The organism is Methanobrevibacter sp. (assembly GCF_045130115.1).
Lineage (GTDB): Archaea > Methanobacteriota > Methanobacteria > Methanobacteriales > Methanobacteriaceae > Methanocatella.
Genome location: NZ_JBGUPC010000054.1, coordinates 72,729 through 87,109 on the forward strand (window position 1 = coordinate 72,729; position 14,381 = coordinate 87,109).

The window sequence follows — 14,381 nt, forward strand, 5'->3', positions numbered from 1 at the left end:
TAATTGAGGTTAAGGTTTGTGATTTTATGAAGTTAATGAAAAAATCTTTAATAACGATAGGCATTATATTTGCTGTTCTGTTGACTTTGGGGTCAATTCATGCTGAGGATGCAGCAAATACAACATTTTCTGACCTATCAAATCAAATCAGTGAAATTCAAGTAGGAGAAGTTGTGAATCTGTCAAATGAATATAAATTTGATCCACAAACTGACAATAATTATGTAGATGGCGTTACAGTTTCAAAAGATATGACAATTAAGGGAAACAACACTGTCATCGATGGAAACGGCAAGGCTAGGGCATTGTATATAAAATCAGGATGCAATGTGGTTGTTGAAAATATAACTTTCAAAAACTGCTTCAGTGAATCTGACGGTGCAGGAATTGAATTGTGTAAAAATTCCAATTTAGTACTTAAAAACTGTATTTTTATTAACAATAAGGTGTATAATGCAAATGGAGGTGCTATTAACTCGCATACTTCAACAAATATCACAGCCTATAATTGTGTTTTTAAATACAACAATGCAATTCGTGAAAGCAATCTTGAATGGGAAGAATTTAAAAGAGGATTGGGAAGCGCATTTTGCATAGGCATCAATTCAAATCTAAACCTGTACGATTGCACATTGGCAAATAACAAGGGATATCTGTCTACTGTTGCTGTGATAAGTAATAGTATTGAAGGACATATGGTTTCTAAATTGTATGCAAAAAACTGCTTATTTGAAAACAACACTTCAAATGCCCACACTGCAATATATATTGATGAACTTGGAAAATGTGAAGTGATAAGTTCAATATTTAGAAACAATCGTGCAACAACTGGATCTTCAATCATTGATTTGGACGGTACCATTTCATCCGTTTTCAAGAAATGTCTATTTGAGTCAAATTCAGGAGTCAAAGGAGGGGTCTTTTATATATTCCCTCATGGAAGCACTAAAGGTACAGTAACAATAAGTGATTCAACATTCAATAAGAATACTGCTTCTGAAATGGGAGGTGCAATCTATTCAAATTCTGCCGCCTTGACTTTAACCAACAATCAATTTAATCAGAACACTGCAAAGGACAGTGGTGGAGCAGTCATGGTTCATAAAGGTACCGTTAAACTCACAAATTGTATTTTCAATAAAAATAAGGCATCAAAAGGAGGCGCTGCTGTTTTTTCATGTGATAATGTTGTAATGTCTAAATGCAAGTTCACCAGTAATGAGGCAAGTAAATTTGGAGGTGCAATCTATTCAAATGCCAATAAAATGACTTTTACTGACAATACTTTTAATCAGAACACTGCAAAGGACAGTGGTGGAGCAATTAATATTTATAAAGGAACTGTAAAACTCACAAATTGTATTTTCAATAAAAATAAGGCACCAAAAGGAGGTGCCGCTGTTTTTGCAGGTGATAATGCTATAATGTCTAAATGCAAATTCACAAGCAATACAGCAACTAAATTTGGAGGGGCAATTTATCAAAAGGTAAAAAAACATACAGTTTCAAAATGCACATACAATGGTAATAAAGCTCCAAAATCCAAGGATGTTTATGATAAGATAAAGGTTTATGTAAAGCAGACCTCCAAAAAACGTGGAAATGTCAAATTAAAAATCAAGGTTGGTTCCTCTTGGAATGTACCGCATAACCAGAAAATCCTGTTAAAATTCAAGGGACCTAGGTTTTTCAAAACAGGTTGGATTAAGCTTCCAGCCAAAGGGGCTTTAAACTTGAAAGTTCCGGTAAAACTCAAAAGAGGCATCTATAAATTAGTGGTCTCTATGAATGGTGAATACTGCAAGTACAATTCACTTAAGGTTAAGGTGGTTTAGTTAATTACTTTAACAAATGTGTATTGATGCATCAGTGATTCTACCGGTTTTAGGTGCAACCCCTGCTTCTTAAGTGGGGGTTAAATTGCACAAAAATCTGTCTTATCATTGAAAAAGATATTTTTCAAATGATTTCTTATTTTTTTTTCTAATTACATTTTTCCTGAAAAGATTCACTTCAAACGTTAAAAAAAAGAAAAAAGTGGGGATTAAAAGGCATTCCCCTTAGTGAGTACGGTATTTGAAAACCCATACCTTTGCTTTATATGGAGTATATCCGCTTAGCAGTTTTGTTGTTGCTAAACATCTATATTCATTGAATTTACTTTTATATACTTTTATGGTTTTGATTTTTCCGGTCTTTTTGTTTTTGAAGAAAAACTTAACTTTTTTGATTTTGAAATGTGCTCCTTTGCTGTTTTCGGTTGTAATCTTCACTATGTTATCGGATTTTACAATGAGACTTTTTAATTGGTCTCCATACTGTAATGACCTGCTCACTCCATAATTGTATTTTGATTCTTTGATTTTAATTTTTATTGCATGTTCCGGAATTTTCTTCTTGACCACTATTTTTGATGTGGCTGTAGATTTTTTGAAATAAGATCCTGCAGGACAAAGGATTTTAACCTTATGTGTACCGACTTTCAATTTTTTTGTATTGAATTTGGCAACACCATACCTATTAGTTTTTATGGTATATTTTTTTGCTGTCTTGCCGGTCCATACTTTTATAGTTAGTTTATGGTTGGAAATCCACTCGCCATCACCATCATAAAGATAAACCTGGAAATATTGGCTGGATTTACTTTTGACCTGAACTGATGGTGCAAACATGTTTGAACCTGAAGGGTATGGGAATTCATCATCAGCTCCAGGGTCTTCTTCATAGCCAGTTCCATTGCTGCTATTTCCACTTTCACCATCACCTACAATCTCTTCATTATTGTCTTTAGCCAATTCATCGTCACTTGATGCAATATCGTTGCTTTGTTCTATAACATCTTGAGATTCATCTGAAATTGTCATATTATCTGCCGAAACGTCTTCAGATGCACTTGCTGCGCTTATTGTTAAAACTGCAAAAAGCAGCAGCGTTATTAAAATAGTATTTTTAAATTTCATTTTTACTCCCTCCAATAAACATTAAGTAGTATATATGTTACAATAATATAAGTTATTTATGTTTTTTGAGAAAATAGTTGATAATATTAAAATCATTTTAATTAATTCATAAATTTGGACATATTTATAATTTAAAAATAATATATTGTTTAAAAAAAGTTATTAGTTAAGTAATAATGATAAATGTATATTAAACAAACCATGGATTTGTTAATTATTAAACATTTTTCAGTTTAATTATTAACATTAAAAACATCCTCTTTAATTATCTTCTCACCAGAATCCATGCATATGCAAGTGCAGCGGATACGATGACTGAAATTAGAGTAGGACCTAAAAATATGGAATTTAATCCGGCTGTAATTTGGTAAACTACAAAACCGGCAAACCATGAGAATATGTTCCAATACCAGTCTTTAGCTTCATTATTGTTTTTACCAAAATAGAATGAAACAACAAGTACAGAAGCCATTGGTGCAAAAACGGAACTGATAAGATAAAGAAATGAGATGTAATGGTCCATAATTCCTGAAATTGCCAAAATAGCACTTAAAAAGCTGACTATAACTCCAGCAATTTTAGGGTTCAGCTTGTTAAATATCGCCTTTGCGGATTCTCCTGCGGAATTTGTCGCAAGGAAATTTGTTGTGACTGTTGATAGGACAAGAATGATGACTCCCTGTACGCCAAGCCCTGAAATGATAATTGCCTGTGAAATGTCGACAGTTCCCATGCATACAATCTCAATACCGATGAAGTACATCCAAAGGCTTGCGACAGTATATGCCAATGCTGATAATGCTGTCGCCTTTTTTGGATTTTCAACATCCTTTGTATAATCGGAAATCACAGGCAGCCATGAAATAGGCATTGCAATTGAGACTTCAAATATGTTCCAGAAGGTCAATGTCGCTGAGTTTGTTATAGGCATTAAATGATAATCATTCATTCCCAATAACTTGAGGGACAATATTGCAAGCAGCACTGTTAAAATTATCATTATTATGCTTGTTATTTTTGAGGTACGTCTGAGTCCTATGTAAACCCATATCGCAATAAGAACCGCCAGAATTATGCATGTGAGAGTAAAGGATATCGGTATATTCAATCCCATCAGTGCCTGTGCGCCCTGTGCATTCAATACCGCCACCCATGCAATGAGCTGCATCACATTTAGTGTTGCAAAAAACTTGGAACCGGGATTACCAAAAGTTGATTTGATTGATTCCATTGCATTGACTCTAAGGCGTGCCCCTATAAGGCCGACGAAATAAAGCATTATGCCTCCTATTGCATGTCCAAGTATCAATGGAACCCATATTGAATTAATCGGTGCTGCAGATCCGATTTGTATGCCTGCCTGAATTTCAGAAACTGAAATTGCAACACCGAACCATATGACCATGTTGGTAAAAAGTCCTGTACGATTCTCCATATTTCTGCACTCAATAATAAAATTAATTTTTTAAATAATCTATTTATAAATAGAATTAGATAATATATAAAAATTTTTAGTACAAAACTGTACATTAGATTAATTTAACAGCAATTTTTTAAATACGGGTCTGTAAGGTTTTATATTATTGTGAAAGAATAATTCTAGTTTAAAAAACAGTTTTTAAATTATCCTGTGAACTTTAAACACAACAATACCTAAAATAATCTATTTTGAGTTGCTAATCATGAATTTTATTGATATGCGTAAATATGTAGCTGACAATCAAGATAAAAACTGTAATAATTATGTAAATGATTATTTCGAGATTATTGGAATCAACTGCTAAATTATATACTCCACTAATCCATAGGAATAATAAAAATACTGGCAATATATATTTGAGTATAAATACCCATGTTTTTCCAACTTTCAGCCTATTGTTCTCGTTCAACATAGGAATTACATTTTCAATATCATAGAAACATGTAAATATTATGCACTGAAGTATTATTAATAGGATAATCCAGAAATCTGTTAAAAATCCGTCAACAACTTTGATCAAATAACTGCTGATGGCTGTTGTGAAAAATAATGATAACATGCATCCGAATATTGATAGTAGGGTCACTGTTTTTTTACGTGACCAATCCATTTTGTGGCATAGTGAATTTATCAAAGGCTCGAGTTCAGCTATTGAAGAAGTTATTCCTGCAAACAGTATTGATATGAAAAGCATTGGCGCAAGCACATGTCCTATTGGGCCCATGGTCTCGAAAATCCTTGGAAGCACTATAAATACCAGTCCTGTTCCTTCGCTGACGAGTTGGGCTATTGGTGTTCCGGAGGTATAGGTCATGTATCCTAGAATGGAAAATATCCCAAATGCAGTAAACAGTTCAAATGCACAATTTGCAAAAACAACAACAAGAACGTTATCGGCCAATTTGGATCCTTCAGTATAGAAATATTCAACATATATACTCTAATAAAAATGGTAAATTAAATCTGTGGAACATGTAAATTATAGCCCATAAGTAGATTAAATGTAAAGAAGATACTTTTCTAATTAAATTTATTAAATATAATTGATTTAATTAATATTATAGTTTTGCAGGTGTTCATGATGGGTTTCATTGATAAGGTTAAAAAGGCATTGGGGTCTGGTAAAAAAGAAGACGAATCTCGAAATGATGAGAATATTGTAACTAATGATATAATTGACCAATCCCCACCAAATGAAAAAGTTAGAAATTTCAAATATTTAGATAATTTAATCCACAGTGAAGAAAAACATATTATTTTAGAATCTGATATAATTTTAGGTGATGATGAGAAGTCGGAATATTTGGAAGGTATAAAATTAGACATCGACGATTTGGTTATTGATGGGAACGGATTCACCATTGATGCACAGGGAAAAACAAGGATTTTTAATGTTTCAGGAAATGGAATTGTGCTAAAAAACCTTTTTTTGGAAAAGGGAAATGCGGGTGAAGGGGGCGCAATCTATAATGATGGTATTCTGAATATCATCAATTCTACTTTTTCAAATAATGTTGGAGAAGATAGGGGAATAATATATAACCGCAAAACAATCAATGTTTTCAATTCAAATTTTGCCAATAATAAATCAGAAAGGTGGGCGGGAGTAATTTACAGTGCAGAGGATTCAACAGTAAATATTAAAGATTCCGCATTTTCAAACAATTATGCACAATATTCCGCTGGTGCAATACTTATTAGGGATGGAGAAATGAGTATTGACAACACATTATTTGAAGATAATAATGCATCCGGTGATGGTGGAGGCGCAATTGAATCCCAATATTCAAATTTGGAAATAAAAAATTCGAAATTCATAAGCAACCATTCAAAAATAGGGGGAGCCATTGAATTGGAATATACAAATTCACAAATAGATGATTGTAAATTTTTTAATAATGATTCAGAGGAATCTGGGGGTTCAATTGGAAATGTATTTTCAAATCTTAAAGTTGCCAACTCCTTTTTTTTCAATAATGCAGCTTCAGGTGAGGGTGGAGCGATACTCAACAAGGGGTACATGGCCATTGAAAAAACGTCCTTTGAAAATAATAAATCTAATGGGGAATTCTCGGATGATATATTCAATGAAGATGAGTTACTTATTCATATGGAATTAAATTTTGACACTCAATTTAAAACAATTCATAACAAAAAGGGTGTTTATACAGCCAAATCATTATTCGAAAAGATACATAATGAGGGAAAAATCTATGAACCCCTTATAGAAAAAAATCAAAGCGATTTTAACTATTTGAATAATCTGATTGCTTGCGGAGATAAGGAAATAAAATTAGATAAGGACATCAAGCTAAATATTTTCAACGATGAACGTGACGTTTTTCTTGATGGAATAACCATTGATAAGGATAATCTGATAATTGATGGAAATGACCATACTATTGATGCATTAGGCAAATCACAGATATTTCGGATAACTGGTAAAAATGTTATAATTAAAAATATAAATTTTAAAAATTCCTATTCTAAAGCTGGAAATATTTTTTTATATGAAACTGCGGCAGTAGTAAACCAATCCAAAGGCAATTTAACCATAATCAATTCAACCTTTTCACATAATTCCGGTGTGGGCGTATTCAATGGGGAAGAATGTTCGTTATGTGTGAGATATTCTGTTTTTTCAGATAATTCCAAGGGAGCAATACTTAATGATAAAAATGGGGAGGTGGCGATTCATAATTCAAGATTATATGAAAATCACTCTTCTGCAATTCATAATAAAGGCAAACTGGATATCCATGATTGTGCATTATATCATAATTTTGGAAGAATGGGCACATCATTATATAATGAATGTCAATTGAATATTTTCAATTCCGAAGTATATGATAACCTTTCCGGATACTCATTATACAATAAAGGAACATTGAATATTGTTGAATCGGACATATATGACAATGCCTATGTTGCATATAATGAGGAAGGCAGTCTGCACATTCAGGATTCTAAGTTAAATAATAACAATGATGAAAAATACAACGGATTAGTGTTTGGTACAAGATATGGAACAATATGTAATAATGATGGAAATTCAACAATTGAAAATTGCCTTTTTTATGATAATGCAATTGGGAAGAATGCATTAATTTACAATAACACTGACAATGATTTCAAAATTGTTAACTGCGAATTTTCTAATAATAATGGAAAAGGAAAGCTATTTGACAATAACAGGGGGTCTATGAACATTTCCAATGCAATGCTTTTGAAAAATGATGTTGCTGAATGCATTATCAATGACGATTATATGGAAATTCATGGCACTGCTTTTGATGAAAACAAATTTAAATATTGTATATGTAACAGATCTCCGGAAAACTCCAATTTAGGCATTTTCTATGGAAAATTCCTAAGCAATAATATTGAAAAATCGTTAATGCACAATGAAGGAAGGTTCTACAACTTGGAAAAATGCACTTTTTCAAATAATCAGTTAAAAGATTCCAATTCCAATATTATTCATAACCTCTCCAATTTAACTTTAAAGAACTCAAAAATTGAAGATGAAGGGGAAATCATATTAAATGAGGGATATATTCTAATTAGAGAAATATCTAAAGAAATACTGGACAGCATTTATGGGTCTGGTAAAATTGATATTGATGAAGATATAATTCCTCCTGAAAAGAACTTCGATTTTGGACATTTGGATAAGTTGATACATGAAAACAGTGACATGGAAATTATTTTAGAAAATGATTTCTGTTTAGAAACCTATGAAAGTGATTATTATGAAGGCGGAGTAGAATTGGACATTGATGATTTGGTTATTGATGGGAATGGCCACGCCATTGATGGAAATAAAAAATCACGTATTTTTATAATCACCGGTAAGAATATCACCCTTAAAAATATCAAATTTAAGAATGGATTAATATCTGAAAGCCGATACAATCTTTTAAATAATCATGGAGGTGCAATACGAATCAACACCAATGACAAGTTAACAATCGAAAATTGTGAATTTAATGGCAATGTCTCGGAGAATAGTGCCGGAGCAATATATAATTCCAGAGGTGCTGATTTATACATCTATGATTCTGTCTTTTCAAGCAATGTTTCTGAAGAAAGTTCTGCTGCAATATTCAATATGTTTGGCAGTTTATATATGGAAGGTTCATTTCTATTCAATAATGTGGCCAATGCAAAATTCAGTAAGGGCGGTGCAATATATGGCGACAGCTGCAAATTAAGAATTTCCAATTCCTTTATTAGTGAAAATTCAGCAAAAGGCAGTGGTGGTGCAATCTATCATAAAGGCAGCTTATCAATTTGTGATTCTACAACTTTGTCCAAAAACACTTCATCTGAGGGTGGTGCAGTCAGTTGTAATGGCGATTTGATTATTTCAGATTCCATTCTGAGCGAAAATATTTCAGATGGCAGTGGCGGTGCAATAGAGCATAAAGGTGATTTGAAAATTTCTGGTTCAACATTCAAAGATAATAATGCAAAGTATGGTGGTGGTGCAATAGAGCATAAGGGCAATTTATCTATTTCAGGTTCAATATTCACAAAAAATAATTCAAATAATAACGACGGGGGTGCAATAGAGCATAAAGGTGATTTGTCCATTTCAGATTCCAGATTCAGTGAAAATTCAGCAAAAGGTAATGGTGGTGCAGTATTTAATGCGAATGGTCACACACAAATTAAAAATTCTTTATTTTCAACTAATAGTATTTGCCGCAGCATGGGTGTGAATTCAATCCCTTTAGGAGGGGGAGGAGCAATATTTGATGGTGGAGATAATTTGAATATACATGATTCAACTTTCACCCGCAATAAAGTATTTGGAAAATCATGTCGTGGTGGAGCGATATATTTGGGAGCTTTTAAAGATTCAGAAATTCTCAATTCGCTTTTCTGTGATAATGAGGTGTGCACACCAACAATTGAGAAACCGTGTTTTGGTGGGGCAGTATATAATGAACATGGTGATTTGGTTGTAAATAATTCGAAATTTTCTAACAATAAAGTTGAAGGGGAAGGAGGTGCAATTTATAATAACTTATCGGTTTCAGGACTCAAGACAACATATAATCCATTATTGAGAGTGAGCCACTCCACTTTTTCCAAAAATAGCGCCCATAGGGCAGGCGGAATATCATCCATAGATAAGAAATTAGAATTGGAGTCATGCACATTTGAAGATAACCTTCCTGATGATTATAATGACTAATCATCATGATTTTTTTAGGGCTTTGTCAATAATTCATAAATTTCTAATTTTGCTCATCTTTATCAGTTTGAACTGAATGTTTGTGTCTGAAACCTACGCCATACTCCATTATGAGAAACGGAATACCCATTATTAAAATCGCAATTAAATATGGGATAAGGAATGTTCCTCCACCGTTGGTGTAAACCACATAGCTGTAACGCCATATGTTCCCCAATCCGACGGCAGCACCTATCATGGATAAAAGAAAAGCTGTTCGTGAATTCCATTGACTTTGGTTTGTCATAATTCTTTTAGCCTCTAATCTTTTGAACAATCTTTTTTTTAATCATTTATAAGTTAAATTTTAAAAAAACAAGTAAAATAAAAAAAATAAAATAATAGCTTATGATTAAGCTATTAAAAAGTCGCCGATAACCTTTTCATCATTTGTTGAGATCAACACGATATGATTATTTTTTTCAAAATCAAACATGGTGATATCGCCATCTTTTATAATGTTACCAGTTACATTATTAATTGTACTTTCGTCTCCTCCCATAGCTTGTAAAGCTTGTTCAACAGTTAATCCGTTGGTAACGTTAACAACAAAGAGACTTACTCCAGTATTATCTTTTATATAAGATTGGGAACTAATTTCTGCACCCTCTTTTTTAAGTGGTTCCAACATTTTATCAGTGGTATTTGTAGGGTCTACCTCAAAACCATCAGGAATATTGAAATCAACTCCGTCAATTGTGACTGTTTCATTTTGAGCACCACCGAAAATATCGCTTAGGTCAAAAGCTGAAACTGCACCAATGCTTGTTGCAACAATTAACAATGCAAGTATTGCAATAATTTTTTTGTTCATTATACACCTCCAATAATTAATATATTTTTCACTTAGATATAGTTTTCTAAATGTTATTCAGTGAAAATGATATTAGTTAAACATTATTTTTTGATAATGCCCATTTAAAAAGGTAATACGGAATTCTTCTATAACTTAATGGGATATTGTCCAATTAACTGAAAAAATAGAATTGTGAATATTATAGGAGAAAACTCCCAAATCGTCACAAACTCTGATAAAAATCATTCTTATATTCAATTATTATAAATCAAATATTATAATCCTTTTTCTATTGTATAATTCCAGTTAAGCGCTTTAAATTAAAACATCTGCTTTAAACGGCAATAAAATATTAATATTAATACTTAAATATAATATAATAGTATATTTTGGAGATATTTATTATGAAAGTTTTAGGAATTAATACAAGTCCAAGAGAATTAAGTAATGTAAGAATCGCTTTGGAAGCTGCTTTGGATGCCGCTTCTGCAAAAGGTGCTGAAACTGAGATTGTTGATGTTAACAAATTAACAATCACACCATGTCAAGGCGACAACCACTGTAAAGAGCATGATTCCGAATGCGCCTTAAATGATGATATGCAAGACATCTATCAAAAAATTGAGGAAGCTGATGGAATCATCTTAGCAAGCCCAATATACTTCTGTGACGTGAACGCTCAGGCAAAACTAGTAATCGACAGATTATATTCTTATTTCATGAATCCTAAATATGCAGAATTGTTTTCAAATAAAAAGGTTTCAATAATTGCAACCCATGGTGCTGCTCCTTTTGAAGCATTTGAAGGTTCACTAAATACTCAAATGGCAGCTTTTGAAGTTTTAGGATTTAAAACAGGTGACATTATTAATTTAGATGACAATAATGTTCCTGGAGCTATCAACAATAAGGAAGAACAATTGCAAAAAGCAAGAGATCTCGGCGAAAACTTAATTTAAGTTTTCAATTTTTTTAATTATTTCAAGGTGATACTATGAGCAATATACATGCAGATTGTGAGAATTACAGTCCTAAAAAGGATTATTGTTTAAAATTCTTTGAAGAAAACGTATCAGAGAAGTATAAGGTTTGCAAAGAGTATAGTGAGTTCTCTGATAAGGAACTCAGCAGAAAATGGAGTAATTAACTAAAAACTGGAAATTTTGACATTAATTTCCACTGTCAGAATAGATAATGAAATGTGATAATTGCCTTGAATGTGTTAATGCCTGTACAATAGGGCATTAACTATGATTCACAGGTTAAAGTGTTTATGTTTTGCCTAGTTTTAATTATTTCACCAATATTCGCTTTAAACACTAATATATATTCCAGTTCCATATTGAACTAAAATTATATATATTAGGCATGCCTAAATATTATATGGTGAAAAGATGAAACTAACAAAAATAAGTTTAGCAATACTAATATTGATATGTGCTGTAGGAATGGTTGCTGCAGTAGAAATTTCAGACATAAAGGTTGCAGAGGGATTTGAAAATCTGGGTGCCGGCAACTACGCAAACGATGCAAACAACGTCAACATTGACATAATAAATGAAAAGGAAGTGAAACCGTTAAAGTCAATATTTGAAAACGACAGCGACGTCAAATACACAACCGTTCCGGGAAAAATAAACAACACATTCAATTACACAGATGGAGTCAACGAACAGGCAGGAATTGATGAACTTGTCAAAATCAATGACAAGGAGTACGTAATCGAGTTTTATGCCTATAATGACGACAACGTTTCTATTGACAAGATCTATGATGCATTAGAAGAGTTCAACAAGTTAAACAACCTAACACCAATCGACCCATCAACACTCGAATAATGTGAAAATCATTATTCTTTTTTTTATTTTTTTAACCTTAAAAGAACAACTTTTTTAATTTCGTTTTGATTATTTCCTCTCAAAACATTCGCTTTAAACAATATCCTTTTTATGAGTGTTGATGCAGTAGGATTAGTAGCTAAACTGGGTGGTTTCCCGCCAGGGCTTATATCAATTTTCTCTTTACTCATTCCAGAGTCATGTCCCATCCTGATTTGAAATGGCTAAAAGCAAAATTTTTTTCTGTTGTGCAAATTACTGGAAATTATTTTTTACAATCCCTTTAAATAAGATACAAAACATATATGCTATTATAGAAAACTATTTAAATCATTGATAAAGGGGGATAAAATGCAAAGAAAAAAACGAATTTTGATATTGCTATTGCTGATAATTGGCATCTGTGCAGTGTCGACCGCAAGTGCGGCTGATGATGTTGATGTTTTATCTGCAGATGATGCAAATCTTGAAGAAACTTCAACTGAATTTGACGATATTGAAGAAAACATCTTGGAAAAGTCAAGCGAGGGGGAAAATTTAGCCGTATCAGAAGATAGTTCCATTTCAAGCATGGACACATCTGATGAAACATTATCAGTTGTATATTCAATCTGGTATACAATTGATTTACAGGATCACTATGAAATTTCATCCACTGAAGAAAAGACAATTTCATACTATATGGAACCTTGTACTTACAGTTCAGAATCTTTTCATTTTTATTTGCGTGTTGTGGATTTAAACGGAAATATAGTTTATAATAAGGAATTAAAAGGTACTGAAACAACTGCAAGGGATTATCATCCTTCCTTTGCAAAAAATACTTTTGCTCCGGGCACTTATGTTTTAGGGGCTGTGAATTATGATGACAATGTGGTTATGGACACTGCTGTTTTAAGAGTTAGCGGAACAGCAGTAATCAGCGCCAACAATTATAACTCATATTATAATTCCGGTGCAAAGATGACTGTCAAAATGACAGATCAGGCAACTGGAAATCCGATTACTTCCAGTTATATCACTGTTAAATTCACCAACAAAAAGACTAAAAAAACAGTAACTAAGACTTATCTTATGAATTCTAACGGTCAGGCTTCATTCACACCGCCTGTAGGTGCCGGAACCTGGACAGTCGAATATTCATCAGCTGATGCAGATATAAATGCAAATGTTGTTCAAAAGACAGCCACCATCAGAAAACCTGCTGTCAAAATCAAAGCATTTAAAGTCACAGAATATAAAGGTTTCAAAATCAAACTTAAAGCAAAAGTGACTAGCGGAGGTAAAAAGGTCAACGAAGGAAAAGTAACTTTCAAAATCAACGGGAAAAAATACACTGCTGCTGTTAAAAAAGGTATTGCCATCAAAAAAGTCAAATTAAATAAAGTGAAAACATATAAATACGCATCTAAATTCAAAGGCGCCAACTATAAGGATTCCAAAAAGGTCAAAGCTAAAGCCGTCATGAAAAAACGTGTTAAAACTAAAATCGTTATTAAAGACAAATCTGTTTATACAGGCCGCTCTAAAAAAGTTATCATCAAAGTTTTGACTAAAAGCGGCAAAAAAGTCAAAAACGGCAAGATTAAAATAAAATCTCTTGGTGAAACCACATATGGGCCAGTGAAAAATGGAAAAGCCATAGCATATGTTTCCGGTTTTAATATCATGAAACATTTCAAACGCTTTACCAAAAATGGTGAAACTTACAAAAAGGCAATAACTAACAAAGTTAAAATTAAATACATACCTAAATCACACAAATATAAGGCCAGCAAAAAAACCGTTAAAGTAACTTCCAAATTCAAATGCCCTTGTGGCAAAACAAGTACACATTACCATTATACATATGGATATTATTACGTCTATAAATATAAAATTGCTGTAGTATAGAGGATTTTAATTCCTCTTAACTTTTTTTTTAATTTTTGATGATATTTTAGTTTTGAATATTTGGTTAGAAAACATTCAATTTAAACCTAAGTATTATTTTTGATAATTGAATTTTATGATTTATATTAAAATAATCGACACCATCAGTATTGCAATAATTATTAATGAAATA

Annotated in this window: 11 protein-coding genes and 1 pseudogene; 6 read left to right on the forward strand and 6 right to left on the reverse strand. The window is 32.4% G+C overall.

Going from position 1 to position 14,381, the window contains the following annotated elements:
- The first annotated feature begins 26 nt into the window (after nt 1–26).
- On the forward strand, nt 27–1,835 hold the full coding sequence (locus tag ACJMML_RS09435; RefSeq protein WP_405307074.1) for a right-handed parallel beta-helix repeat-containing protein: 1,809 nt from the start codon (nt 27–29) through the stop codon (nt 1,833–1,835).
- A gap of 225 nt (nt 1,836–2,060) precedes the next feature.
- Here ACJMML_RS09435 and ACJMML_RS09440 read toward each other — a convergent pair whose 3' ends face one another.
- From ACJMML_RS09440 to ACJMML_RS09450, 3 genes are all read right to left on the reverse strand, one after another.
- Nucleotides 2,061–2,960 (reverse strand): hypothetical protein, encoded by a 900-nt coding sequence (locus ACJMML_RS09440; protein WP_405307075.1) that lies wholly within the window; start codon nt 2,958–2,960, stop codon nt 2,061–2,063.
- 265 nt (nt 2,961–3,225) lie between these two features.
- Nucleotides 3,226–4,395 carry a cytosine permease gene (locus ACJMML_RS09445; protein ID WP_405307076.1) on the reverse strand — a complete coding sequence of 390 codons (1,170 nt, stop codon included), beginning with the start codon at nt 4,393–4,395 and terminating at the stop codon, nt 3,226–3,228.
- Between the two features lie 241 nt (nt 4,396–4,636).
- Nucleotides 4,637–5,341, reverse strand: coding sequence for a hypothetical protein (locus tag ACJMML_RS09450; protein WP_405307077.1), 705 nt, complete (start codon nt 5,339–5,341; stop codon nt 4,637–4,639).
- 180 nt (nt 5,342–5,521) lie between these two features.
- On the opposite strand from ACJMML_RS09450, the gene ACJMML_RS09455 reads away from it, so the two are divergent.
- A complete protein-coding gene (locus ACJMML_RS09455) occupies nt 5,522–9,643 on the forward strand; it encodes a right-handed parallel beta-helix repeat-containing protein (RefSeq protein WP_405307078.1) in 4,122 nt (1,373 codons plus the stop codon).
- A 73-nt stretch (nt 9,644–9,716) separates the two neighbouring features.
- On the opposite strand, the pseudogene ACJMML_RS09460 reads toward ACJMML_RS09455, so the two are convergent.
- Nucleotides 9,717–9,929: pseudogene (locus ACJMML_RS09460) on the reverse strand (sodium-dependent transporter); the annotation flags it as partial.
- 105 nt (nt 9,930–10,034) lie between these two features.
- A complete protein-coding gene (locus tag ACJMML_RS09465) occupies nt 10,035–10,496 on the reverse strand; it encodes a hypothetical protein (protein ID WP_405307079.1) in 462 nt (153 codons plus the stop codon).
- Between the two features lie 386 nt (nt 10,497–10,882).
- On the opposite strand from ACJMML_RS09465, the gene ACJMML_RS09470 reads away from it, so the two are divergent.
- The 3 genes from ACJMML_RS09470 (at nt 10,883) to ACJMML_RS09480 (ending at nt 12,316) form a co-directional block, all read left to right on the forward strand.
- Complete coding sequence (locus tag ACJMML_RS09470; protein WP_405307080.1) at nt 10,883–11,437, forward strand: flavodoxin family protein; 555 nt, start codon at nt 10,883–10,885, stop codon at nt 11,435–11,437.
- A 35-nt stretch (nt 11,438–11,472) separates the two neighbouring features.
- Entirely contained in the window at nt 11,473–11,625 is a 153-nt protein-coding gene (locus ACJMML_RS09475; RefSeq protein WP_405307081.1) for a hypothetical protein, read from the forward strand.
- A 247-nt stretch (nt 11,626–11,872) separates the two neighbouring features.
- Nucleotides 11,873–12,316 carry a hypothetical protein gene (locus ACJMML_RS09480; RefSeq protein ID WP_405307082.1) on the forward strand — a complete coding sequence of 148 codons (444 nt, stop codon included), beginning with the start codon at nt 11,873–11,875 and terminating at the stop codon, nt 12,314–12,316.
- A 23-nt stretch (nt 12,317–12,339) separates the two neighbouring features.
- Here ACJMML_RS09480 and ACJMML_RS09485 read toward each other — a convergent pair whose 3' ends face one another.
- A complete protein-coding gene (locus ACJMML_RS09485; RefSeq protein ID WP_405307083.1) occupies nt 12,340–12,525 on the reverse strand; it encodes a hypothetical protein in 186 nt (61 codons plus the stop codon).
- Nucleotides 12,526–12,667: 142 nt separating this feature from the next.
- On the opposite strand from ACJMML_RS09485, the gene ACJMML_RS09490 reads away from it, so the two are divergent.
- Nucleotides 12,668–14,209 (forward strand): hypothetical protein, encoded by a 1,542-nt coding sequence (locus ACJMML_RS09490; protein ID WP_405307084.1) that lies wholly within the window; start codon nt 12,668–12,670, stop codon nt 14,207–14,209.
- The last annotated feature ends 172 nt before the right edge of the window (nt 14,210–14,381 follow it).

Excerpts from the sequence above, each read along its gene's own strand:
- ACJMML_RS09475 (WP_405307081.1), top strand. The coding sequence starts at position 11,473 with ATGAGCAATATACATGCAGATTGTGAGAATTACAGTCCTAAAAAGGAT.
- ACJMML_RS09455 (WP_405307078.1), top strand. The coding sequence starts at position 5,522 with ATGGGTTTCATTGATAAGGTTAAAAAGGCATTGGGGTCTGGTAAAAAA.
- ACJMML_RS09440 (WP_405307075.1), bottom strand. The coding sequence starts at position 2,960 with ATGAAATTTAAAAATACTATTTTAATAACGCTGCTGCTTTTTGCAGTT.
- ACJMML_RS09465 (WP_405307079.1), bottom strand. The coding sequence starts at position 10,496 with ATGAACAAAAAAATTATTGCAATACTTGCATTGTTAATTGTTGCAACA.
- ACJMML_RS09435 (WP_405307074.1), top strand. The coding sequence starts at position 27 with ATGAAGTTAATGAAAAAATCTTTAATAACGATAGGCATTATATTTGCT.
- ACJMML_RS09490 (WP_405307084.1), top strand. The coding sequence starts at position 12,668 with ATGCAAAGAAAAAAACGAATTTTGATATTGCTATTGCTGATAATTGGC.
- ACJMML_RS09470 (WP_405307080.1), top strand. The coding sequence starts at position 10,883 with ATGAAAGTTTTAGGAATTAATACAAGTCCAAGAGAATTAAGTAATGTA.
- ACJMML_RS09480 (WP_405307082.1), top strand. The coding sequence starts at position 11,873 with ATGAAACTAACAAAAATAAGTTTAGCAATACTAATATTGATATGTGCT.
- ACJMML_RS09485 (WP_405307083.1), bottom strand. The coding sequence starts at position 12,525 with ATGGGACATGACTCTGGAATGAGTAAAGAGAAAATTGATATAAGCCCT.
- ACJMML_RS09445 (WP_405307076.1), bottom strand. The coding sequence starts at position 4,395 with ATGGAGAATCGTACAGGACTTTTTACCAACATGGTCATATGGTTCGGT.